This is a genomic window from Vibrio coralliirubri, assembly GCF_024347375.1.
GTDB lineage: Bacteria > Pseudomonadota > Gammaproteobacteria > Enterobacterales > Vibrionaceae > Vibrio > Vibrio coralliirubri.
Map to the genome: position 1 here is coordinate 136,371 of NZ_AP025470.1, position 24,761 is coordinate 161,131.

Consider the following 24,761-nt stretch of genomic DNA (forward strand, 5'->3'; position numbering starts at 1 on the left):
CCTTCGGGCGGTTTTTTCTTATTGGGTATATCAATGAAAAAGAAAGTCGTCATAAGTTGGTCATCAGGCAAAGACTCTACATTAACGCTAGAGCGTCTAATTGAAAGCTCCGAATATGAAGTTGTTGCTCTCTATACGACATATGTTGGAGATGAAGTTCCTTTCCAAGTGACTCCGATTGATGTTGTTGCCATGCAGGCGCAATTAGTCGGTTTGCCATTAATCACGATTGAGCTGCCGGAAGTGTTTCCTAGTAATGAGATCTATCAAAGTACGATTGTTACGGCGCTTAAAGGTTCTGGCTTATCTATCGATGCCGTGGCATTTGGCGATATGTTTTGCAATGGCATTGCTGATTACCGAAGAAGTTATATAGAACCTGCGGGTTGGGAATGTGTATTTCCTTTAATGGGAGAGAGTAGCCAAGCACTGGCTCAAGAAATCATAGATAGAGGAATCGAAACCTTTCTCGTCACTGTCGATAGCGATGCATTAGACATGGCCTATTGCGGGAAAGAATACACGCCTGAGCTAATTGACAGTTTGCCAAGTCACGTCGACCCATGTGGTGAAGATGGTGAGTTTCATACCTTAGTAACGTCAGCGCCATGCTTTAAAGGAAAGCTTAAGATAGAGCTAGAAAATGCAGAGCAGGGTGAGCGCTTTGTGCATCAACGCTACCGAGCTTGTATTATGTAGAGTGATGATTGGCGAAAACTAAGTGAAGGGGTATCATTGCTGCGGAACTTCTTACAGGTAATGGTTGTGTCGGAAAGCATACAAAAAAACATATTGGTCTTTGATTCTGGTGTTGGCGGTCTCTCTGTATATAAAGAGATAAGCCAGTTACTACCCAATCACAACTATATCTATGTATTCGATAACGAGGCTTACCCATATGGTGAGCTCGATCAGCAAGTCCTCATTCAGCGAGTCCAAAATATCGTGGCCAGTTTTGTGGCTAGTCACGCTATTGATATCGTGGTGATAGCTTGTAATACGGCCAGTACTATAGTCCTGCCTACACTTCGCGCTAATAACCTTACCCCTATTGTCGGTGTTGTCCCAGCAATCAAACCTGCCTCGTTACTGGCAAATAAAGCGGTTGGCCTTATTGCGACTCCCGCGACGATTACTCGTGAATACACACACGAGCTCATCAAAAACTTCTCGAGTAATAAAAGAGTAGAGCTGTTGGGTTCTACTCGGCTGGTGGATATGGCCGAAGATAAACTCAGAGGTGAGGAGATTAGCCTTGAAGAGTTACAGCAAATCCTTCAACCGATGATCAACACAATTGATGTAGCCGTATTAGGGTGTACTCATTTCCCACTGATCAAATCTGAGATTCAACAAGTACTGGGTGAAAGTGTAGTGCTAATAGATTCTGGTAAAGCGATAGCTAAGCGGGTTCAAGATTTGTTGGGTTTGGAAAGCATTAATAAAGAAGAGGGAGTGCGTGAGGCTTTTTGTAGTGCACTTCCTAAAAAAGAAAGTGCACTAAATAGTATGTTAAAGCAGTTAGGGTTTAGCTCAGTTCAGATTCGTCCGCTTCAGGATGTTTAGGATCATTTGCAACACGTACTTTTAAAGTGCGTTGCATGTAATCTTTATCGTTAAGTGCAGAGATTGCATGATTCACATCATTACTTGCCATAACAACAAATCCAAAGCCTCTTCTTTTTCCAGTACGTTTGTCTTTCATTAAACGTACTGCAAATACTTCACCATGCTCTGAGAATAATTCACGTACATGTGATTCGTTCGCTTTGTATGGAAGGTTACCCACATAAAGTGTTTTGGTTGAAGCCTTAGGTTCTGAATCTGATTTTGAGTCGGTGCTTGAAAAGTTAACAACAAAAGCGGAAGCCAAGACACCAAGGATAAAGGTAATTGCAGGCGATATATCTACCTGAGAGAAAACAATGCCGCCTAATACAGCCAGTGCGACAATTAACAACATCGATTTTTTTGAGTTCATATCGGAATACTACATATTAATAAACGAAATAGACGCATCTACCATTAACAAAATAGACACATGAATCTTACGTTCATGGCTTCCATTTTTCCAATGTATTGCTGTGATACGTCTCAAATGTTTAGTTTTTATTCGAAAAATGCGGATCTGGTGGCTTTTTAGGCGAACAAAACTTTTATTTCAAAAAGCCCTTGTGCTCCATCTCAATCTCTCTATAATGCCGCCTCACCGACACGGAGTGAGACGAAAGTCACACGGCGAAATCGGTAGAGAAAAAGAGTTTGAAAATAACCCTTGACTCTCAAAGTGGTGCAGGTATAGTACGCACCCCTAGCGACTGAGATGTGAATCACAAAACGCTAGCGCTCTTTAACAATTTAAACCTATCAATCTGTGTGGGCACTCGTTGATGAATATCAAAACGTTTTATCGTTAGATAAAACAGATTCTTCGGAATCAAAATTGATTTCAATGAACTGAGTGACCAATTCGTTTAACTACTTGTAGTTATTCGGCACAGTCAATTCATTACCATTCTGTTGGAATGGTAATAGCTTTAAAATTACATAGTAGTTTTGAAGTCAGTATTCGTTGAGTCACAAAATCTTAAATTGAAGAGTTTGATCATGGCTCAGATTGAACGCTGGCGGCAGGCCTAACACATGCAAGTCGAGCGGAAACGACACTAACAATCCTTCGGGTGCGTTAATGGGCGTCGAGCGGCGGACGGGTGAGTAATGCCTAGGAAATTGCCTTGGTGTGGGGGATAACCATTGGAAACGATGGCTAATACCGCATAATGCCTACGGGCCAAAGAGGGGGACCTTCGGGCCTCTCGCGTCAAGATATGCCTAGGTGGGATTAGCTAGTTGGTGAGGTAATGGCTCACCAAGGCGACGATCCCTAGCTGGTCTGAGAGGATGATCAGCCACACTGGAACTGAGACACGGTCCAGACTCCTACGGGAGGCAGCAGTGGGGAATATTGCACAATGGGCGAAAGCCTGATGCAGCCATGCCGCGTGTATGAAGAAGGCCTTCGGGTTGTAAAGTACTTTCAGTTGTGAGGAAGGGGGTAGCGTTAATAGCGCTATCTCTTGACGTTAGCAACAGAAGAAGCACCGGCTAACTCCGTGCCAGCAGCCGCGGTAATACGGAGGGTGCGAGCGTTAATCGGAATTACTGGGCGTAAAGCGCATGCAGGTGGTTCATTAAGTCAGATGTGAAAGCCCGGGGCTCAACCTCGGAACTGCATTTGAAACTGGTGAACTAGAGTACTGTAGAGGGGGGTAGAATTTCAGGTGTAGCGGTGAAATGCGTAGAGATCTGAAGGAATACCAGTGGCGAAGGCGGCCCCCTGGACAGATACTGACACTCAGATGCGAAAGCGTGGGGAGCAAACAGGATTAGATACCCTGGTAGTCCACGCCGTAAACGATGTCTACTTGGAGGTTGTGGCCTTGAGCCGTGGCTTTCGGAGCTAACGCGTTAAGTAGACCGCCTGGGGAGTACGGTCGCAAGATTAAAACTCAAATGAATTGACGGGGGCCCGCACAAGCGGTGGAGCATGTGGTTTAATTCGATGCAACGCGAAGAACCTTACCTACTCTTGACATCCAGAGAAGCCAGTGGAGACACAGGTGTGCCTTCGGGAGCTCTGAGACAGGTGCTGCATGGCTGTCGTCAGCTCGTGTTGTGAAATGTTGGGTTAAGTCCCGCAACGAGCGCAACCCTTATCCTTGTTTGCCAGCGAGTAATGTCGGGAACTCCAGGGAGACTGCCGGTGATAAACCGGAGGAAGGTGGGGACGACGTCAAGTCATCATGGCCCTTACGAGTAGGGCTACACACGTGCTACAATGGCGCATACAGAGGGCAGCAAGCTAGCGATAGTGAGCGAATCCCAAAAAGTGCGTCGTAGTCCGGATTGGAGTCTGCAACTCGACTCCATGAAGTCGGAATCGCTAGTAATCGTGAATCAGAATGTCACGGTGAATACGTTCCCGGGCCTTGTACACACCGCCCGTCACACCATGGGAGTGGGCTGCAAAAGAAGTGGGTAGTTTAACCTTTCGGGGAGGACGCTCACCACTTTGTGGTTCATGACTGGGGTGAAGTCGTAACAAGGTAGCCCTAGGGGAACCTGGGGCTGGATCACCTCCTTATACGAAGATATGCACGATGAGTACCCACACAGATTGATGGTTTAGATTTAGTTAAAGCCAGAGCTTTAATTAATAACGTAAGTTATTGATTAAAGCTTTTTGCTTTATGCTCTTTAACAATTTGGAAAGCTGACTGATTGATTACTTACGAGTAATTCAATCAAATTTAAAAGTTCTCAATGTTTATCTTTCATTAGATAAACACAACAAACACATTCAAGTGTCTTGTATTCGAATCAAATTTATTTGATTCACAATTGAGTCCGGCAAACAGTCATTGAGAATTAACCCTTCTTAATGACAACCAAAAACCTTGGTTAGTTGCCATACACTAAGACCCTTTCGGGTTGTATGGTTAAGTGACTAAGCGTACACGGTGGATGCCTTGGCAGTCAGAGGCGATGAAAGGCGTAATAACTTGCGATAAGCCCAGATTAGGTAGTAATAACCTTTTGAGTCTGGGATTCCTGAATGGGGAAACCCACTTACATAAGTAAGTATCCTGTTGTGAATACATAGCAACAGGAGGCAAACCGGGGGAACTGAAACATCTAAGTACCCCGAGGAAGAGAAATCAACCGAGATTCCGAAAGTAGCGGCGAGCGAAATTGGATTAGCCCTTAAGCTTTTAATGAGACAGATGAAGGCTCTGGAAAGTGCCGCAATAAAGGGTGATAGCCCCGTAATCGACATCTCATCATCAGTGAAAACGAGTAGGGCGGGACACGTGATATCCTGTCTGAATATGGGGGGACCATCCTCCAAGGCTAAATACTACTGACTGACCGATAGTGAACCAGTACCGTGAGGGAAAGGCGAAAAGAACCCCTGTGAGGGGAGTGAAATAGAACCTGAAACCGTGTACGTACAAGCAGTAGGAGCACCTTCGTGGTGTGACTGCGTACCTTTTGTATAATGGGTCAGCGACTTAATTTTAGTAGCAAGGTTAACCGTTTAGGGGAGCCGTAGGGAAACCGAGTCTTAACTGGGCGTACAGTTGCTAGGATTAGACCCGAAACCAGGTGATCTAGCCATGGGCAGGTTGAAGGTTGAGTAACATCAACTGGAGGACCGAACCGACTAATGTTGAAAAATTAGCGGATGACTTGTGGCTAGGGGTGAAAGGCCAATCAAACCTGGAGATAGCTGGTTCTCCCCGAAAGCTATTTAGGTAGCGCCTCGGACGAATACTACTGGGGGTAGAGCACTGTTAAGGCTAGGGGGTCATCCCGACTTACCAACCCTTTGCAAACTCCGAATACCAGTAAGTACTATCCGGGAGACACACGGCGGGTGCTAACGTCCGTCGTGGAGAGGGAAACAACCCAGACCGCCAGCTAAGGTCCCAAAGTATAGCTAAGTGGGAAACGATGTGGGAAGGCTCAGACAGCCAGGATGTTGGCTTAGAAGCAGCCATCATTTAAAGAAAGCGTAATAGCTCACTGGTCGAGTCGGCCTGCGCGGAAGATGTAACGGGGCTAAGCTATACACCGAAGCTGCGGCTACGTACCTTAGGGTATGTGGGGTAGGGGAGCGTTCTGTAAGCCGTTGAAGGTGGTCTGTAAGGGCTGCTGGAGGTATCAGAAGTGCGAATGCTGACATGAGTAACGATAAAGGGAGTGAAAAACTCCCTCGCCGGAAGACCAAGGGTTCCTGTCCAACGTTAATCGGGGCAGGGTAAGTCGACTCCTAAGGCGAGGCCGAAAGGCGTAGTCGATGGGAAACAGGTTAATATTCCTGTACTTCTTACAATTGCGATGGGGGGACGGAGAAGGCTAGGTGGGCCTGGCGACGGTTGTCCAGGTTCAAGTATGTAGGCGGGTGGTTTAGGTAAATCCGGACCGCTATTAACGCTGAGATACGATGTCGAGCTACTACGGTAGTGAAGTCATTGATGCCATGCTTCCAGGAAAAGCCTCTAAGCTTCAGATTGTAAGGAATCGTACCCCAAACCGACACAGGTGGTCGGGTAGAGAATACCAAGGCGCTTGAGAGAACTCGGGTGAAGGAACTAGGCAAAATGGTACCGTAACTTCGGGAGAAGGTACGCTCTTATCAGTGAAGTCCCTTGCGGATGGAGCAGACGAGAGTCGCAGATACCAGGTGGCTGCAACTGTTTATTAAAAACACAGCACTGTGCAAAATCGTAAGATGACGTATACGGTGTGACGCCTGCCCGGTGCCGGAAGGTTAATTGATGGGGTTAGACTTCGGTCGAAGCTCTTGATCGAAGCCCCGGTAAACGGCGGCCGTAACTATAACGGTCCTAAGGTAGCGAAATTCCTTGTCGGGTAAGTTCCGACCTGCACGAATGGCGTAATGATGGCCACGCTGTCTCCACCCGAGACTCAGTGAAATTGAAATCGCTGTGAAGATGCAGTGTACCCGCGGCTAGACGGAAAGACCCCGTGAACCTTTACTACAGCTTGGCACTGAACATTGAACCTACATGTGTAGGATAGGTGGGAGACTATGAAACCGCGTCGCTAGATGTGGTGGAGTCGTCCTTGAAATACCACCCTTGTAGTTTTGATGTTCTAACGTTGGTCCCTGAATCGGGATTACGGACAGTGCCTGGTGGGTAGTTTGACTGGGGCGGTCTCCTCCCAAAGAGTAACGGAGGAGCACGAAGGTGGGCTAAACACGGTTGGACATCGTGTGGTTAGTGCAATGGCATAAGCCCGCTTGACTGCGAGAATGACAATTCGAGCAGGTGCGAAAGCAGGTCATAGTGATCCGGTGGTTCTGAATGGAAGGGCCATCGCTCAACGGATAAAAGGTACTCCGGGGATAACAGGCTGATACCGCCCAAGAGTTCATATCGACGGCGGTGTTTGGCACCTCGATGTCGGCTCATCACATCCTGGGGCTGAAGTCGGTCCCAAGGGTATGGCTGTTCGCCATTTAAAGTGGTACGCGAGCTGGGTTTAGAACGTCGTGAGACAGTTCGGTCCCTATCTGCCGTGGGCGTTGGAAAATTGAAAGGGGCTGCTCCTAGTACGAGAGGACCGGAGTGGACGAACCTCTGGTGTTCGGGTTGTCATGCCAATGGCATTGCCCGGTAGCTAAGTTCGGAATCGATAACCGCTGAAAGCATCTAAGCGGGAAGCGAGCCTTGAGATGAGTTTTCCCTGGCGCTATAAGCGTCCTAAAGGGTTGTCGTAGACTACGACGTTGATAGGCAGGGTGTGTAAGTGCTGCGAGGCATTGAGCTAACCTGTACTAATTGCCCGTGAGGCTTAACCATACAACACCCAAGGGGTTTTGTGGACTCAAAGACAGACCTTGAATGAGTTTGAAGAGAAATAACTTTTAAATACAGTTTTCCGAATTTTAAAATTTGCTTGGCGACCATAGCATTGTGGACCCACCTGATTCCATGCCGAACTCAGAAGTGAAACACAATAGCGCCGATGGTAGTGTGGGGCTTCCCCATGTGAGAGTAGGACATCGCCAGGCTTTAATTTCGACTTTGTCTATTAAATAGACAAGTCACCATAGAGTTCTAAGTTTTCTTAGTATTTTATGTTGACTTTCAAAGTAGAAAGCGTACCATACGCGTCCTGCTTAAGTGCTAAGGTACTGAAAGCAAAGCTCTTTAACAATTTAAACCTATCAATCTGTGTGGGCACTCGTTGATGAATATCAAAACGTTTTATCGTTAGATAAAACAGATTCTTCGGAATCAAAATTGATTTCAATGAACTGAGTGACCAATACGTTTAACTACTTGTAGTTAATCGGCACAGTCAATTCATTATCATTCTGTTGGAATGGTAATAGCTTTAGAATTACATGTTTCTGTTCTTTTTCGAAAGAGCGGTAAATATTAGTTTTGAAGTCAGTATTCGTTGAGTCACAAAATCTTAAATTGAAGAGTTTGATCATGGCTCAGATTGAACGCTGGCGGCAGGCCTAACACATGCAAGTCGAGCGGAAACGACATTAACAATCCTTCGGGTGCGTTAATGGGCGTCGAGCGGCGGACGGGTGAGTAATGCCTAGGAAATTGCCTTGATGTGGGGGATAACCATTGGAAACGATGGCTAATACCGCATAATGCCTACGGGCCAAAGAGGGGGACCTTCGGGCCTCTCGCGTCAAGATATGCCTAGGTGGGATTAGCTAGTTGGTGAGGTAATGGCTCACCAAGGCGACGATCCCTAGCTGGTCTGAGAGGATGATCAGCCACACTGGAACTGAGACACGGTCCAGACTCCTACGGGAGGCAGCAGTGGGGAATATTGCACAATGGGCGAAAGCCTGATGCAGCCATGCCGCGTGTATGAAGAAGGCCTTCGGGTTGTAAAGTACTTTCAGTTGTGAGGAAGGGGGTAGCGTTAATAGCGCTATCTCTTGACGTTAGCAACAGAAGAAGCACCGGCTAACTCCGTGCCAGCAGCCGCGGTAATACGGAGGGTGCGAGCGTTAATCGGAATTACTGGGCGTAAAGCGCATGCAGGTGGTTCATTAAGTCAGATGTGAAAGCCCGGGGCTCAACCTCGGAACTGCATTTGAAACTGGTGAACTAGAGTACTGTAGAGGGGGGTAGAATTTCAGGTGTAGCGGTGAAATGCGTAGAGATCTGAAGGAATACCAGTGGCGAAGGCGGCCCCCTGGACAGATACTGACACTCAGATGCGAAAGCGTGGGGAGCAAACAGGATTAGATACCCTGGTAGTCCACGCCGTAAACGATGTCTACTTGGAGGTTGTGGCCTTGAGCCGTGGCTTTCGGAGCTAACGCGTTAAGTAGACCGCCTGGGGAGTACGGTCGCAAGATTAAAACTCAAATGAATTGACGGGGGCCCGCACAAGCGGTGGAGCATGTGGTTTAATTCGATGCAACGCGAAGAACCTTACCTACTCTTGACATCCAGAGAAGCCAGTGGAGACACAGGTGTGCCTTCGGGAGCTCTGAGACAGGTGCTGCATGGCTGTCGTCAGCTCGTGTTGTGAAATGTTGGGTTAAGTCCCGCAACGAGCGCAACCCTTATCCTTGTTTGCCAGCGAGTAATGTCGGGAACTCCAGGGAGACTGCCGGTGATAAACCGGAGGAAGGTGGGGACGACGTCAAGTCATCATGGCCCTTACGAGTAGGGCTACACACGTGCTACAATGGCGCATACAGAGGGCAGCAAGCTAGCGATAGTGAGCGAATCCCAAAAAGTGCGTCGTAGTCCGGATTGGAGTCTGCAACTCGACTCCATGAAGTCGGAATCGCTAGTAATCGTGAATCAGAATGTCACGGTGAATACGTTCCCGGGCCTTGTACACACCGCCCGTCACACCATGGGAGTGGGCTGCAAAAGAAGTGGGTAGTTTAACCTTTCGGGGAGGACGCTCACCACTTTGTGGTTCATGACTGGGGTGAAGTCGTAACAAGGTAGCCCTAGGGGAACCTGGGGCTGGATCACCTCCTTATACGAAGATATCTTTGATGAGTACCCACACAGATTGATTAGGTTTAGAAAAGTTAAGAGACGATATTGGGTCTGTAGCTCAGCTGGTTAGAGCGCTCGCCTGATAAGCGGGAGGTCGGTGGTTCAAGTCCACTCAGACCCACCAATATCGACCTAGATGGGGCTATAGCTCAGCTGGGAGAGCGCCTGCCTTGCACGCAGGAGGTCTGCGGTTCGATCCCGCATAGCTCCACCATCTTTAAGTATTCTCTTAAGAGAGTCTTTAAAAATGGTTCATTTTATTGAATCAAGCTCTTTAACAATTTGGAAAGCTGACTGATTGATTTACTTACGAGTAATTTAATCAAATTTAAAAGTTCTCAATGTTTATCTTTCATTAGATAAACACAACAAACACATTCAAGTGTCTTGTATTCGATTCAAACTTGTTTGAATCACAATTGAGTCCGGCAAACAGTCATTGAGAATTAACCCTTCTTGATGACAACCAAAAACCTTGGTTAGTTGCCATACACTAAGACCCTTTCGGGTTGTATGGTTAAGTGACTAAGCGTACACGGTGGATGCCTTGGCAGTCAGAGGCGATGAAAGGCGTAATAACTTGCGATAAGCCCAGATTAGGTAGTAATAACCTTTTGAGTCTGGGATTCCTGAATGGGGAAACCCACTTACATAAGTAAGTATCCTGTTGTGAATACATAGCAACAGGAGGCAAACCGGGGGAACTGAAACATCTAAGTACCCCGAGGAAGAGAAATCAACCGAGATTCCGAAAGTAGCGGCGAGCGAAATTGGATTAGCCCTTAAGCTTTTAATGAGACAGATGAAGGCTCTGGAAAGTGCCGCAATAAAGGGTGATAGCCCCGTAATCGACATCTCATCATCAGTGAAAACGAGTAGGGCGGGACACGTGATATCCTGTCTGAATATGGGGGGACCATCCTCCAAGGCTAAATACTACTGACTGACCGATAGTGAACCAGTACCGTGAGGGAAAGGCGAAAAGAACCCCTGTGAGGGGAGTGAAATAGAACCTGAAACCGTGTACGTACAAGCAGTAGGAGCACCTTCGTGGTGTGACTGCGTACCTTTTGTATAATGGGTCAGCGACTTAATTTTAGTAGCAAGGTTAACCGTTTAGGGGAGCCGTAGGGAAACCGAGTCTTAACTGGGCGTACAGTTGCTAGGATTAGACCCGAAACCAGGTGATCTAGCCATGGGCAGGTTGAAGGTTGAGTAACATCAACTGGAGGACCGAACCGACTAATGTTGAAAAATTAGCGGATGACTTGTGGCTAGGGGTGAAAGGCCAATCAAACCTGGAGATAGCTGGTTCTCCCCGAAAGCTATTTAGGTAGCGCCTCGGACGAATACTACTGGGGGTAGAGCACTGTTAAGGCTAGGGGGTCATCCCGACTTACCAACCCTTTGCAAACTCCGAATACCAGTAAGTACTATCCGGGAGACACACGGCGGGTGCTAACGTCCGTCGTGGAGAGGGAAACAACCCAGACCGCCAGCTAAGGTCCCAAAGTATAGCTAAGTGGGAAACGATGTGGGAAGGCTCAGACAGCCAGGATGTTGGCTTAGAAGCAGCCATCATTTAAAGAAAGCGTAATAGCTCACTGGTCGAGTCGGCCTGCGCGGAAGATGTAACGGGGCTAAGCTATACACCGAAGCTGCGGCTACGTACCTTAGGGTATGTGGGGTAGGGGAGCGTTCTGTAAGCCGTTGAAGGTGGTCTGTAAGGGCTGCTGGAGGTATCAGAAGTGCGAATGCTGACATGAGTAACGATAAAGGGAGTGAAAAACTCCCTCGCCGGAAGACCAAGGGTTCCTGTCCAACGTTAATCGGGGCAGGGTAAGTCGACTCCTAAGGCGAGGCCGAAAGGCGTAGTCGATGGGAAACAGGTTAATATTCCTGTACTTCTTACAATTGCGATGGGGGGACGGAGAAGGCTAGGTGGGCCTGGCGACGGTTGTCCAGGTTCAAGTACGTAGGCGGGTGGTTTAGGTAAATCCGGACCGCTACTAACGCTGAGATACGATGTCGAGCTACTACGGTAGTGAAGTCATTGATGCCATGCTTCCAGGAAAAGCCTCTAAGCTTCAGATTGTAAGGAATCGTACCCCAAACCGACACAGGTGGTCGGGTAGAGAATACCAAGGCGCTTGAGAGAACTCGGGTGAAGGAACTAGGCAAAATGGTACCGTAACTTCGGGAGAAGGTACGCTCTTATCAGTGAAGTCCCTTGCGGATGGAGCAGACGAGAGTCGCAGATACCAGGTGGCTGCAACTGTTTATTAAAAACACAGCACTGTGCAAAATCGTAAGATGACGTATACGGTGTGACGCCTGCCCGGTGCCGGAAGGTTAATTGATGGGGTTAGACTTCGGTCGAAGCTCTTGATCGAAGCCCCGGTAAACGGCGGCCGTAACTATAACGGTCCTAAGGTAGCGAAATTCCTTGTCGGGTAAGTTCCGACCTGCACGAATGGCGTAATGATGGCCACGCTGTCTCCACCCGAGACTCAGTGAAATTGAAATCGCTGTGAAGATGCAGTGTACCCGCGGCTAGACGGAAAGACCCCGTGAACCTTTACTACAGCTTGGCACTGAACATTGAACCTACATGTGTAGGATAGGTGGGAGACTATGAAACCGCGTCGCTAGATGTGGTGGAGTCGTCCTTGAAATACCACCCTTGTAGTTTTGATGTTCTAACGTTGGTCCCTGAATCGGGATTACGGACAGTGCCTGGTGGGTAGTTTGACTGGGGCGGTCTCCTCCCAAAGAGTAACGGAGGAGCACGAAGGTGGGCTAAACACGGTTGGACATCGTGTGGTTAGTGCAATGGCATAAGCCCGCTTGACTGCGAGAATGACAATTCGAGCAGGTGCGAAAGCAGGTCATAGTGATCCGGTGGTTCTGAATGGAAGGGCCATCGCTCAACGGATAAAAGGTACTCCGGGGATAACAGGCTGATACCGCCCAAGAGTTCATATCGACGGCGGTGTTTGGCACCTCGATGTCGGCTCATCACATCCTGGGGCTGAAGTCGGTCCCAAGGGTATGGCTGTTCGCCATTTAAAGTGGTACGCGAGCTGGGTTTAGAACGTCGTGAGACAGTTCGGTCCCTATCTGCCGTGGGCGTTGGAAAATTGAAAGGGGCTGCTCCTAGTACGAGAGGACCGGAGTGGACGAACCTCTGGTGTTCGGGTTGTCATGCCAATGGCATTGCCCGGTAGCTAAGTTCGGAATCGATAACCGCTGAAAGCATCTAAGCGGGAAGCGAGCCTTGAGATGAGTTTTCCCTGGCGCTATAAGCGTCCTAAAGGGTTGTCGTAGACTACGACGTTGATAGGCAGGGTGTGTAAGTGCTGCGAGGCATTGAGCTAACCTGTACTAATTGCCCGTGAGGCTTAACCATACAACACCCAAGGGGTTTTGTGGACTCAAAGACAGACCTTGAATGAGTTTGAAGAGAAATAACTTTTAAATACAGTTTTCCGAATTTTAAAATTTGCTTGGCGACCATAGCATTGTGGACCCACCTGATTCCATGCCGAACTCAGAAGTGAAACACAATAGCGCCGATGGTAGTGTGGGGCTTCCCCATGTGAGAGTAGGACATCGCCAGGCTTTAATTTCGACTTTGTCTATTAAATAGACAAGTCACCATAGAGTTCTAAGTTTTCTTAGTATTTTATGTTGACTTTCAAAGTAGAAAGCGTATTATACGCGTCCTGCTTGAGTGCTAAGGCACTGAAAGCAAAGCTCTTTAACAATTTAAACCTATCAATCTGTGTGGGCACTCGTTGATGAATGTCAAAACGTTTTATCGTTAGATAAAACAGATTCTTCGGAATCAAAATTGATTTCAATGAACTGAGTGACCAATACGTTTAACTACTTGTAGTTATTCGGCACAGTCAATTCATTATCATTCTGTTGGAATGGTAATAGCTTTAGAATTACATGTTTACTTCGGTAAATATTAGTTTTGAAGTCAGTATTCGTTGAGTCACAAAATCTTAAATTGAAGAGTTTGATCATGGCTCAGATTGAACGCTGGCGGCAGGCCTAACACATGCAAGTCGAGCGGAAACGACACTAACAATCCTTCGGGTGCGTTAATGGGCGTCGAGCGGCGGACGGGTGAGTAATGCCTAGGAAATTGCCTTGATGTGGGGGATAACCATTGGAAACGATGGCTAATACCGCATAATGCCTACGGGCCAAAGAGGGGGACCTTCGGGCCTCTCGCGTCAAGATATGCCTAGGTGGGATTAGCTAGTTGGTGAGGTAATGGCTCACCAAGGCGACGATCCCTAGCTGGTCTGAGAGGATGATCAGCCACACTGGAACTGAGACACGGTCCAGACTCCTACGGGAGGCAGCAGTGGGGAATATTGCACAATGGGCGAAAGCCTGATGCAGCCATGCCGCGTGTATGAAGAAGGCCTTCGGGTTGTAAAGTACTTTCAGTTGTGAGGAAGGGGGTAGTGTTAATAGCGCTGTCTCTTGACGTTAGCAACAGAAGAAGCACCGGCTAACTCCGTGCCAGCAGCCGCGGTAATACGGAGGGTGCGAGCGTTAATCGGAATTACTGGGCGTAAAGCGCATGCAGGTGGTTCATTAAGTCAGATGTGAAAGCCCGGGGCTCAACCTCGGAACTGCATTTGAAACTGGTGAACTAGAGTACTGTAGAGGGGGGTAGAATTTCAGGTGTAGCGGTGAAATGCGTAGAGATCTGAAGGAATACCAGTGGCGAAGGCGGCCCCCTGGACAGATACTGACACTCAGATGCGAAAGCGTGGGGAGCAAACAGGATTAGATACCCTGGTAGTCCACGCCGTAAACGATGTCTACTTGGAGGTTGTGGCCTTGAGCCGTGGCTTTCGGAGCTAACGCGTTAAGTAGACCGCCTGGGGAGTACGGTCGCAAGATTAAAACTCAAATGAATTGACGGGGGCCCGCACAAGCGGTGGAGCATGTGGTTTAATTCGATGCAACGCGAAGAACCTTACCTACTCTTGACATCCAGAGAAGCCAGTGGAGACACAGGTGTGCCTTCGGGAGCTCTGAGACAGGTGCTGCATGGCTGTCGTCAGCTCGTGTTGTGAAATGTTGGGTTAAGTCCCGCAACGAGCGCAACCCTTATCCTTGTTTGCCAGCGAGTAATGTCGGGAACTCCAGGGAGACTGCCGGTGATAAACCGGAGGAAGGTGGGGACGACGTCAAGTCATCATGGCCCTTACGAGTAGGGCTACACACGTGCTACAATGGCGCATACAGAGGGCAGCAAGCTAGCGATAGTGAGCGAATCCCAAAAAGTGCGTCGTAGTCCGGATTGGAGTCTGCAACTCGACTCCATGAAGTCGGAATCGCTAGTAATCGTGAATCAGAATGTCACGGTGAATACGTTCCCGGGCCTTGTACACACCGCCCGTCACACCATGGGAGTGGGCTGCAAAAGAAGTGGGTAGTTTAACCTTTCGGGGAGGACGCTCACCACTTTGTGGTTCATGACTGGGGTGAAGTCGTAACAAGGTAGCCCTAGGGGAACCTGGGGCTGGATCACCTCCTTATACGAAGATATCTTTGATGAGTACCCACACAGATTGATTAGGTTTAGAAAAGCAAAGAGATGAAGAACTCCCAAGTTCTTCGAAATTTGTTTCTACTTTTAAAGTGGAAATAAATTAGCAGTGTCCCGTTCGTCTAGAGGCCTAGGACACCGCCCTTTCACGGCGGTAACAGGGGTTCGACTCCCCTACGGGATACCATTGGGTCGTTAGCTCAGTTGGTAGAGCAGTTGACTTTTAATCAATTGGTCGCAGGTTCGAATCCTGCACGACCCACCATTCTTTCTCCGCGAAGGAATTAAAACTATCGTGGGCGATTAGCTCAGTTGGGAGAGCACCTGCCTTACAAGCAGGGGGTCACTGGTTCGAGCCCGGTATCGCCCACCATTCTCTAAATATTCTTGGAAGTTAAATATCCAAACCACTTCTTATGTCGTTGGTTGGATTTTTCGACTGTGAGAGTCTTTAGAAAATGAACTTCACAAGAAGTCTCATTGCTCTTTAACAATTTGGAAAGCTGACTGATTGATTACTTACGAGTAATTCAATCAAATTTAAAAGTTCTCAATGTTTATCTTTCATTAGATAAACACAACAAACACATTCAAGTGTCTTGTATTCGATTCAAACTTAGTTTGAATCACAATTGAGTCCGGCAAACAGTCATTAAGAATTAACCCTTCTTGATGACAACCAAAAACCTTGGTTAGTTGCCATACGCTTATTTGTCTTCACTTTTTAAAGTGAAAGCAAATAGAAACCCTTTCGGGTTGTATGGTTAAGTGACTAAGCGTACACGGTGGATGCCTTGGCAGTCAGAGGCGATGAAAGGCGTAATAACTTGCGATAAGCCCAGATTAGGTAGTAATAACCTTTTGAGTCTGGGATTCCTGAATGGGGAAACCCACTTACATAAGTAAGTATCCTGTTGTGAATACATAGCAACAGGAGGCAAACCGGGGGAACTGAAACATCTAAGTACCCCGAGGAAGAGAAATCAACCGAGATTCCGAAAGTAGCGGCGAGCGAAATTGGATTAGCCCTTAAGCTTTTAATGAGACAGATGAAGGCTCTGGAAAGTGCCGCAATAAAGGGTGATAGCCCCGTAATCGACATCTCATCATCAGTGAAAACGAGTAGGGCGGGACACGTGATATCCTGTCTGAATATGGGGGGACCATCCTCCAAGGCTAAATACTACTGACTGACCGATAGTGAACCAGTACCGTGAGGGAAAGGCGAAAAGAACCCCTGTGAGGGGAGTGAAATAGAACCTGAAACCGTGTACGTACAAGCAGTAGGAGCACCTTCGTGGTGTGACTGCGTACCTTTTGTATAATGGGTCAGCGACTTAATTTTAGTAGCAAGGTTAACCGTTTAGGGGAGCCGTAGGGAAACCGAGTCTTAACTGGGCGTACAGTTGCTAGGATTAGACCCGAAACCAGGTGATCTAGCCATGGGCAGGTTGAAGGTTGAGTAACATCAACTGGAGGACCGAACCGACTAATGTTGAAAAATTAGCGGATGACTTGTGGCTAGGGGTGAAAGGCCAATCAAACCTGGAGATAGCTGGTTCTCCCCGAAAGCTATTTAGGTAGCGCCTCGGACGAATACTACTGGGGGTAGAGCACTGTTAAGGCTAGGGGGTCATCCCGACTTACCAACCCTTTGCAAACTCCGAATACCAGTAAGTACTATCCGGGAGACACACGGCGGGTGCTAACGTCCGTCGTGGAGAGGGAAACAACCCAGACCGCCAGCTAAGGTCCCAAAGTATAGCTAAGTGGGAAACGATGTGGGAAGGCTCAGACAGCCAGGATGTTGGCTTAGAAGCAGCCATCATTTAAAGAAAGCGTAATAGCTCACTGGTCGAGTCGGCCTGCGCGGAAGATGTAACGGGGCTAAGCTATACACCGAAGCTGCGGCTACGTACCTTAGGGTATGTGGGGTAGGGGAGCGTTCTGTAAGCCGTTGAAGGTGGTCTGTAAGGGCTGCTGGAGGTATCAGAAGTGCGAATGCTGACATGAGTAACGATAAAGGGAGTGAAAAACTCCCTCGCCGGAAGACCAAGGGTTCCTGTCCAACGTTAATCGGGGCAGGGTAAGTCGACTCCTAAGGCGAGGCCGAAAGGCGTAGTCGATGGGAAACAGGTTAATATTCCTGTACTTCTTACAATTGCGATGGGGGGACGGAGAAGGCTAGGTGGGCCTGGCGACGGTTGTCCAGGTTCAAGTATGTAGGCGGGTGGTTTAGGTAAATCCGGACCGCTATTAACGCTGAGATACGATGTCGAGCTACTACGGTAGTGAAGTCATTGATGCCATGCTTCCAGGAAAAGCCTCTAAGCTTCAGATTGTAAGGAATCGTACCCCAAACCGACACAGGTGGTCGGGTAGAGAATACCAAGGCGCTTGAGAGAACTCGGGTGAAGGAACTAGGCAAAATGGTACCGTAACTTCGGGAGAAGGTACGCTCTTATCAGTGAAGTCCCTTGCGGATGGAGCAGACGAGAGTCGCAGATACCAGGTGGCTGCAACTGTTTATTAAAAACACAGCACTGTGCAAAATCGTAAGATGACGTATACGGTGTGACGCCTGCCCGGTGCCGGAAGGTTAATTGATGGGGTTAGACTTCGGTCGAAGCTCTTGATCGAAGCCCCGGTAAACGGCGGCCGTAACTATAACGGTCCTAAGGTAGCGAAATTCCTTGTCGGGTAAGTTCCGACCTGCACGAATGGCGTAATGATGGCCACGCTGTCTCCACCCGAGACTCAGTGAAATTGAAATCGCTGTGAAGATGCAGTGTACCCGCGGCTAGACGGAAAGACCCCGTGAACCTTTACTACAGCTTGGCACTGAACATTGAACCTACATGTGTAGGATAGGTGGGAGACTATGAAACCGCGTCGCTAGATGTGGTGGAGTCGTCCTTGAAATACCACCCTTGTAGTTTTGATGTTCTAACGTTGGTCCCTGAATCGGGATTACGGACAGTGCCTGGTGGGTAGTTTGACTGGGGCGGTCTCCTCCCAAAGAGTAACGGAGGAGCACGAAGGTGGGCTAAACACGGTTGGACATCGTGTGGTTAGTGCAATGGCATAAGCCCGCTTGACTGCGAGAATGACAATTCGAGCAGGTGCGAAAGCAGGTCATAGTGATCCGGTGGTTCTGAATGGAAGGGCCATCGCTCAACGGATAAAAGGTACTCCGGGGATAACAGGCTGATACCGCCCAAGAGTTCATATCGACGGCGGTGTTTGGCACCTCGATGTCGGCTCATCACATCCTGGGGCTGAAGTCGGTCCCAAGGGTATGGCTGTTCGCCATTTAAAGTGGTACGCGAGCTGGGTTTAGAACGTCGTGAGACAGTTCGGTCCCTATCTGCCGTGGGCGTTGGAAAATTGAAAGGGGCTGCTCCTAGTACGAGAGGACCGGAGTGGACGAACCTCTGGTGTTCGGGTTGTCATGCCAATGGCATTGCCCGGTAGCTAAGTTCGGAATCGATAACCGCTGAAAGCATCTAAGCGGGAAGCGAGCCTTGAGATGAGTTTTCCCTGGCACTATAAGTGTCCTAAAGGGTTGTCGTAGACTACGACGTTGATAGGCAGGGTGTGTAAGTGCTGCGAGGCATTGAGCTAACCTGTACTAATTGCCCGTGAGGCTTAACCATACAACACCCAAGGGGTTTTGTGGACTCAAAGAAATACCAAACGCTTGAATGAGTTTGATGAGATACTTTTAAATACAGTTTTCCAGATTATTTTGCCTTCAGTTTTTAAAAAACTGAAAGTAAAAGCAAAATTTGCTTGGCGACCATAGCATTGTGGACCCACCTGATTCCATGCCGAACTCAGAAGTGAAACACAATAGCGCCGATGGTAGTGTGGGGCTTCCCCATGTGAGAGTAGGACATCGCCAGGCTTTAAATTTGAACACTTGTCAGCGACGACAAGTATTCCACTGCGGAGTGGTAGTTCAGTTGGTTAGAATACCGGCCTGTCACGCCGGGGGTCGCGGGTTCGAGTCCCGTCCACTCCGCCACTTATTAGAGAAGCCCTGCTAGAAATAGCAGGGCTTTTTTACATTTGAAGAAAAGTGTTTTGCTTTTAGATTGAATGAGTGCTGTAAAGACACTGAGCTCATGCACTTCACGCAATTCCCACACATATTAGAAAGCCTAGTCTGACGACTAGGCTTTCGTCGTTTCCGGCGTATGTGTTTTGGGTTTTGGCTACAGATCCTTATCGCTAGCTGTGAAGTACTTCTCTATATATCGGGAGGTGCTGCTTGGGAATATAGGTGGTTACTTCTAACTCAGGTAGTTAAGTTAAAATAAGACAGAGCATCAAATTTGGGAGATTCTGAGTGCTTTCTATGTGAGATACACTAACACGCTCATACCTCGTTGTAGGTTATACGAACGTTATTGCTTTTAATACGTAGAGGGTAATTATCGATTATGTTGGTCTTTGTTTAATCGTTCTCTGTACTAGATCCACGTATCTGGAACTCTTAGACTGACTAAGGAAAAGGTACGATGTTTAATACTTCCAGCTATCACAATCACTATGAATAAATGGAGATGTTGACTCGAAAGACCATCAAGCAAACCTATCTCGCTATCTCGCTATCTCGCTATCTCGTAGATACAAAAACGCCTAGCGTTTGCTAGGCGTTGATAAATAGTGTTTTGATACACCGACTACAGTATTTGTTTGAGCACTCTGTCGGCTTTTACACGAGTGATCTTACGAATCAATTTCTGAACTTCCATAGGGTAGCTCTCTACCTTATCTAACTGCTTATAAGTACAGATAAGCTGAGTGTGTTGAAGGATATTATCGACTTCAGCCTGGAACTTATCAGTTAGGTGATGGTAGTTATCTTGGATAAAGATACCGTTCTCTAGATCTAGCTTCCAGGCGCGAGGGTTTAGGTTATTACCTGTTAGTAGCATGTAGCGCTTATCTACCCATATGCCCTTTAGGTGGAAGCTATTGGAATCGTGTTGCCAAAGTCGAATTGATAGATTACGGCTAGCAATATGAGCTTCATTCGCTTTAGCGAAACGGCGTAAGTTCAGTTCGTAAAGGTATGGCAAACCACCAATCGTTTTAAACTCTTCTTCTGGTGAGATAAAGAAATCATTCGCTGTCTTATCACCAACAACAATGCTGACCTTTACGCCACGCTTAAGTGCTTTCTTCACTTCTTTAGCTAGGCTAGGTGGGAAGTTGAAGTAAGGTGTGCAGATAAAGATTTCATCTTTAGCTTGAGCGACGAGTTGATTGATCCCCTGATTCAGACGGTTACGTCTTTTACCGATACCAACCAATGGTGTTACAGCAACTTGGTCTGCTGAAACCTCTTGACCATCGAATTGATACTGAGATCTTGCCAATGATGCACGAAACTGACGAATCGCTGGTTTCAGTTCTTTGGTCGCAGGCTTGTTCTTATCAGCTAGGTCATAAACAGCGCTGTCCGCAACCATCTGTTCGTGTACGTAGGCAAACATTGAGTCAGCAAGAGCCGCGTTGTTTAAAACGTGGTAACGATCAAAGCGATAGCGGTCATGGTAATTCAGGTAGATATTGTTAAGGCTTGCACCGCTGTATATTACGCTGTCATCGACGATAAAGCCTTTTAAGTGCAATACGCCAAAGACTTCTTTGCCGCGAACAGGAATGCCATAGACAGGTACAGAATGCTGATATCTTTCTGCAAACTCTTTATACATGGCTGCATTGCCTTCAGAAGACTCTGCACCAATCAATCCGCGTTGCGCTCGGTGCCAATCGACACAAACGCTTACGTCTAATTCTGGATTCTTTTGCTTTGCTTCATATAAGGCAGTTAGGATCTCACGGCCAGCCTCATCATCTTCAAGATACAAAGCGACTAAACTAATACGAGTCGTTGCGCGAGATATCTCATCAAGTAGGCGAGTTCGAAACTCTTGCGCTGATAGTAGTACTTCAAACTTGTCAGGATTCTGCGCTATGGTTGGCAACTGTATGAATGGATTCCTACTGGCAATCATATTGACTGTTTTACCTTAAAAATATGCAAAATTGCGAACCTTTAATTTTACCAAAGGGATACCACCAAATACTAGATAATCGAGGCATTCTCTAACAAATTTGCTGATAATGCATAGGAATGAGATCTTTTCCGCTATTCGAATAGCGCTCGTATAAAACTCTTAAACCATTTGGTAGATCTTTAGGGTCTACTTGTACGAATTTGTGTCGCGCGTAAAAATTGGTGAGATGAGCGTACGCAAAGCAGTAATCGTCTTCGGTAAGCGTATGTTGCGCACAATAATCCATAAGCTGGGAGCCTAATTGCTGACCACGATGTTGTTTTGATATAGCCATACCGGTAAGTAAGCGACTATTTTCTATTGTACGAAAACGCACGACACCGCACAGCTCGTTCTCCAGTAATAACGAGTAGATCAGTTCACTCTTATTCGTTTTTCCCGTTGGGTAGTGTTCTTTATAGAAACGTTTAACTAGGGGAACCTTTACTGGGTCTAATTGAGTAATGATGACATTGTTCATTCAGTCACTGCGCCATTGGTTTATCTGCTGTAGAATGACCGCAGTGTAAGTTAATTGAATATCGCCATGCAATTCCATCTCAATGCTAGTTTAAAAAATGTTCATACTTTTTCCATCGATCAGACGTGTGATGCGTTGGTTGAAGTCACCACTACCGAAGAACTGATTTCGCTTTACAAAGACCCTAAATGGTCAGCTTTGCCTAAGTTGATACTGGGTAAGGGCAGTAATATGCTTTTTACGGAGCACTTCGCTGGCCTGGTCATTGTGAATAAATTAGCCGGGATTGAGCTGGCCGAGACGGACAGTCATCACCTACTGCATGTAAGTGGTGGCGAGGATTGGCCAAGCTTGGTTGAGTGGAGTGTGGATAAGGGGTTGGGTGGTCTAGAGAATCTAGCAATGATACCCGGCTGTTCAGGCTCTGCTCCGATTCAGAATATTGGTGCGTATGGTGTTGAGCTACAAGACGTATGCGAGTATGTCGATATTCTATGTCTGGATACTTATACAGTTAAGCGATTAAGCAAAGAAGAGTGTCTCTTTGGTTACCGAGATTCTATCTTCAAACACGCTCTTTACGGTAAAGCGATTGTTGTTGCGATTGGTTTAACGTTGCCGAAAGAGTGGGAGCCATGTAATCACTATGGTCCGTTAAAAAGCCTAGCAGCCGATACGCTCTCTCCTCGCACTATATTTGATGAAGTGTGTGCTATCCGTTCAAGTAAGCTGCCTGACCCTAGAGTACAAGGGAATGCGGGCAGCTTCTTCAAAAACCCTGTGATCACCAAAGATCATTTTGATCGCCTGTTAGCTCTATACCCAAACATTGTCGGCTATGAGAGTAATGACATGATCAAAGTCGCTGCTGGCTGGTTGATTGATCAATGCCAGTTCAAGGGCGTGACAGAAGGTGGTGCTCAGGTTCACCCCAACCAAGCATTGGTTATCATCAATTTTGATGAGGCTTCAGCTTTGGATGTCCTTAAGCTTGCAGAGCGAGTACGCCAGTCCGTTTTGAATAAATTCGATATTCGATTGGAACATGAAGTGCGCTTTATGGGACGAGACTGCGAGACAAACCTGGACAAGGCTTTGGAGTCATTGGCATGAGAGAACACAGTACCAAGCTTGCGCTATTGAGATGCCTTGCTGACGGTGAGTTTCATTCAGGTGAAGACCTAGGTGAAATGATTGGTGTATCACGAGCGGCTATCAGTAAACACATTAAGGGTATTCAAGAGTGGGGTTTAGATATCTATCGAGTACAAGGCAAGGGCTACAAGCTAGCCAGTCGTTTAGATATGCTTGACCAAGAAAAATTGTCTGCAGTGAGTCGCGATGCTTCTCTTGAGCTGATTCCAATCATAGGATCTACAAACCAGCACCTATTAGAGCGTACTAACACCCTCGAATCGGGTTCTGTCTGTATTGCTGAATATCAAGCTGCGGGTCGTGGACGCCGTGGACGAGAGTGGGTATCGCCATTCGGTGCAAACCTCTATCTTTCAATGTATTGGAGACTTGACGCAGGGATGGCTGCCGCGATGGGCTTAAGCCTTGTGGTTGGTGTGGCTGTTGTTGAAGCTTTGGAAGAAATGGGTGTAGAAGGAGTAAAGCTCAAATGGCCGAACGACCTCTACCACAATGATAAGAAGCTTGCAGGTATCTTGGTCGAGCTGTCAGGACAGTCTGGTGGCGCTGCGCATATTGTGATTGGTTTAGGGCTAAACTTATCCATGGATCCAACAACATCAGGTATTGGCCAGCCATGGACTTCCCTTAAAGAAGTGTGTGATGGAAAGGTGCCTGACCGTAATCAATTAGCGCAGGCTCTGATCAATGCTTGGGATAAGTCACTTGTCGACTATGAGTTGAAAGGAATGTCCAATTTTGTAGAGCGTTGGAACCGCTTGGATAATTTCTTAGGTCGCAATGTTAGATTGATCATTGGACCTAGAGAAATTGAAGGTGTTGTTCAAGGCATCGATGAACAAGGTGCTGTATTGCTCAAAACTGAGAATGGTGTCGAGAGCTATATTGGTGGCGAGATATCGCTAAGAAAAGGCGACTAAGGCGTTACTATTTTCTTAGTAACACTTCTTCAACCATATGATCTGCGCCTTTACGTAGAATCAGGTGAGCCCTTTCTCTTGTCGGAAGGATATTTTGTTCAAGGTTCAAGCCATTAATTGAACTCCAGATACCTTCCGCTTTATCCAATGCGGCTTGGTTCGATAATTTAGTGTAATGACTAAAGTAAGAGCCAGGCTTAGTAAACGCACCATCGCGGAATTTCATAAAACGATTGACGTACCACTCTTTGATTTGTTGGCTATCAGCGTCAACATAGAGTGAGAAATCAAGGAAGTCTGAAATAAACACGCGATGTGGCTCGTGTGGATAATTCATTCCGGTTTGTAAAACATTAAGCCCTTCAATAATAAGCACATCTGGTAGGTCGACGCACTTAACGTCATCAGTAATATTGTACGTAAGATGCGAGTATACAGGGGCTGTGACATTTCTCTTACATGCCTTTACATCCGAAACAAAGCTCACTAAACGCTTGATATCGTAAGACTCCGGAAAGCCCTTTTTGCTCATCAACCCTTTCTCTTCTAACACCTCGTTTGGATATAAAAAGCCATCGGTTGTCACTAGTTCAACTTTTGGGTGATTTTCCCAGCGAGAGAGTAGGGCTTTAAGCAGACGCGCAGTGGTACTTTTGCCAACGGCTACGCTACCCGCAATACCGATGATAAAAGGTGGCGCTTTCTCTTTCTTATCTAGAAATTGGTGGAGTACCGAGTTTCTATTCTGTCTGGCTGCCACATAGAGGTTCAATAGACGAGATAACGGTAGATAGATCTCTACTGCCTCTTCCATTGTGAGCTTTTCATTGATGCCTTGAAGCTCTTTTAAGTCGCTCTCAGAAAGTGTCATCGGAACTAAATTCCTTAGCTCAGACCAACGTTCGCGGTCAAATGACATAAATGGGCTCATACAAAACTCTATAGTGGATAACAAAACAAGTGCAT

General features: G+C 47.2%; 8 protein-coding genes, 6 tRNA genes and 9 rRNA genes. 19 read left to right on the forward strand and 4 right to left on the reverse strand.

The window, feature by feature from the left end; all coding sequences use genetic code 11:
- Positions 1 to 33 precede the first annotated feature (33 nt).
- Positions 34 to 699, forward strand: coding sequence for a Dph6-related ATP pyrophosphatase (locus tag OCV20_RS00625; protein WP_086775211.1), 666 nt, complete (start codon positions 34 to 36; stop codon positions 697 to 699).
- A gap of 60 nt (positions 700 to 759) precedes the next feature.
- A complete protein-coding gene (gene murI, locus OCV20_RS00630) occupies positions 760 to 1,566 on the forward strand; it encodes a glutamate racemase (RefSeq protein WP_086775210.1) in 807 nt (268 codons plus the stop codon).
- On the opposite strand, the gene OCV20_RS00635 is transcribed toward murI, so the two are convergent.
- Positions 1,529 to 1,981, reverse strand: coding sequence for an RNA recognition motif domain-containing protein (locus tag OCV20_RS00635; RefSeq protein WP_017061054.1), 453 nt, complete (start codon positions 1,979 to 1,981; stop codon positions 1,529 to 1,531). The genes murI and OCV20_RS00635 overlap by 38 nt on opposite strands.
- A 608-nt stretch (positions 1,982 to 2,589) precedes the next feature.
- Here OCV20_RS00635 and OCV20_RS00640 point away from each other — a divergent pair.
- The 15 genes from OCV20_RS00640 (at position 2,590) to OCV20_RS00710 (ending at position 19,195) form a co-directional block, all read left to right on the forward strand.
- Positions 2,590 to 4,144: ribosomal RNA gene (locus OCV20_RS00640) — 16S ribosomal RNA — on the forward strand.
- Positions 4,145 to 4,497: 353 nt separating this feature from the next.
- A 23S ribosomal RNA gene (locus OCV20_RS00645) occupies positions 4,498 to 7,391 on the forward strand.
- A 96-nt stretch (positions 7,392 to 7,487) separates the two neighbouring features.
- Positions 7,488 to 7,603 (forward strand): 5S ribosomal RNA (gene rrf / locus OCV20_RS00650).
- Positions 7,604 to 8,012: 409 nt separating this feature from the next.
- Positions 8,013 to 9,567: ribosomal RNA gene (locus tag OCV20_RS00655) — 16S ribosomal RNA — on the forward strand.
- Between the two features lie 67 nt (positions 9,568 to 9,634).
- Positions 9,635 to 9,711 (forward strand) — tRNA-Ile (locus OCV20_RS00660).
- Between the two features lie 14 nt (positions 9,712 to 9,725).
- Positions 9,726 to 9,801: transfer RNA gene (locus OCV20_RS00665), tRNA-Ala, on the forward strand.
- A gap of 301 nt (positions 9,802 to 10,102) precedes the next feature.
- Positions 10,103 to 12,996: ribosomal RNA gene (locus tag OCV20_RS00670) — 23S ribosomal RNA — on the forward strand.
- Between the two features lie 96 nt (positions 12,997 to 13,092).
- Positions 13,093 to 13,208 (forward strand): 5S ribosomal RNA (gene rrf / locus OCV20_RS00675).
- A gap of 394 nt (positions 13,209 to 13,602) precedes the next feature.
- Positions 13,603 to 15,157 (forward strand): 16S ribosomal RNA (locus OCV20_RS00680).
- 122 nt (positions 15,158 to 15,279) lie between these two features.
- A tRNA-Glu gene (locus tag OCV20_RS00685) sits at positions 15,280 to 15,355 on the forward strand.
- A gap of 2 nt (positions 15,356 to 15,357) precedes the next feature.
- Positions 15,358 to 15,433, forward strand: a tRNA-Lys gene (locus OCV20_RS00690).
- A gap of 32 nt (positions 15,434 to 15,465) precedes the next feature.
- Positions 15,466 to 15,541: transfer RNA gene (locus OCV20_RS00695), tRNA-Val, on the forward strand.
- 389 nt (positions 15,542 to 15,930) lie between these two features.
- Positions 15,931 to 18,824 (forward strand): 23S ribosomal RNA (locus tag OCV20_RS00700).
- Positions 18,825 to 18,959: 135 nt separating this feature from the next.
- Positions 18,960 to 19,075, forward strand: a 5S ribosomal RNA gene (gene rrf / locus OCV20_RS00705).
- Together the 16S, 23S and 5S rRNA genes with 6 tRNA genes alongside form the textbook arrangement of a ribosomal RNA operon.
- A gap of 43 nt (positions 19,076 to 19,118) precedes the next feature.
- A tRNA-Asp gene (locus tag OCV20_RS00710) sits at positions 19,119 to 19,195 on the forward strand.
- 661 nt (positions 19,196 to 19,856) lie between these two features.
- Here the strand turns inward: OCV20_RS00710 and pssA are convergent.
- Both pssA and OCV20_RS00720 read right to left on the reverse strand, forming a co-directional pair.
- The gene (pssA, locus tag OCV20_RS00715) at positions 19,857 to 21,197 is read right to left on the reverse strand and encodes a CDP-diacylglycerol--serine O-phosphatidyltransferase (protein ID WP_086775373.1); all 1,341 of its coding nucleotides are present in this window, start codon (positions 21,195 to 21,197) and stop codon (positions 19,857 to 19,859) included.
- 91 nt (positions 21,198 to 21,288) lie between these two features.
- A complete protein-coding gene (locus OCV20_RS00720) occupies positions 21,289 to 21,720 on the reverse strand; it encodes a GNAT family N-acetyltransferase (protein ID WP_086775372.1) in 432 nt (143 codons plus the stop codon).
- Positions 21,721 to 21,786: 66 nt separating this feature from the next.
- Here OCV20_RS00720 and murB point away from each other — a divergent pair, with 66 nt between their 5' ends.
- Both murB and birA read left to right on the forward strand, forming a co-directional pair.
- Positions 21,787 to 22,833 carry a UDP-N-acetylmuramate dehydrogenase gene (murB, locus tag OCV20_RS00725; protein ID WP_086775371.1) on the forward strand — a complete coding sequence of 349 codons (1,047 nt, stop codon included), beginning with the start codon at positions 21,787 to 21,789 and terminating at the stop codon, positions 22,831 to 22,833.
- Positions 22,830 to 23,795, forward strand: a complete 966-nt coding sequence (gene birA, locus OCV20_RS00730; protein WP_048615138.1) for a bifunctional biotin--[acetyl-CoA-carboxylase] ligase/biotin operon repressor BirA — start codon at positions 22,830 to 22,832, stop codon at positions 23,793 to 23,795. Before murB ends, birA begins: the two co-directional genes overlap by 4 nt.
- Positions 23,796 to 23,802: 7 nt before the next feature.
- On the opposite strand, the gene coaA is transcribed toward birA, so the two are convergent.
- On the reverse strand, positions 23,803 to 24,726 hold the full coding sequence (coaA, locus tag OCV20_RS00735) for a type I pantothenate kinase (RefSeq protein ID WP_086775370.1): 924 nt from the start codon (positions 24,724 to 24,726) through the stop codon (positions 23,803 to 23,805).
- Positions 24,727 to 24,761 lie beyond the last annotated feature (35 nt).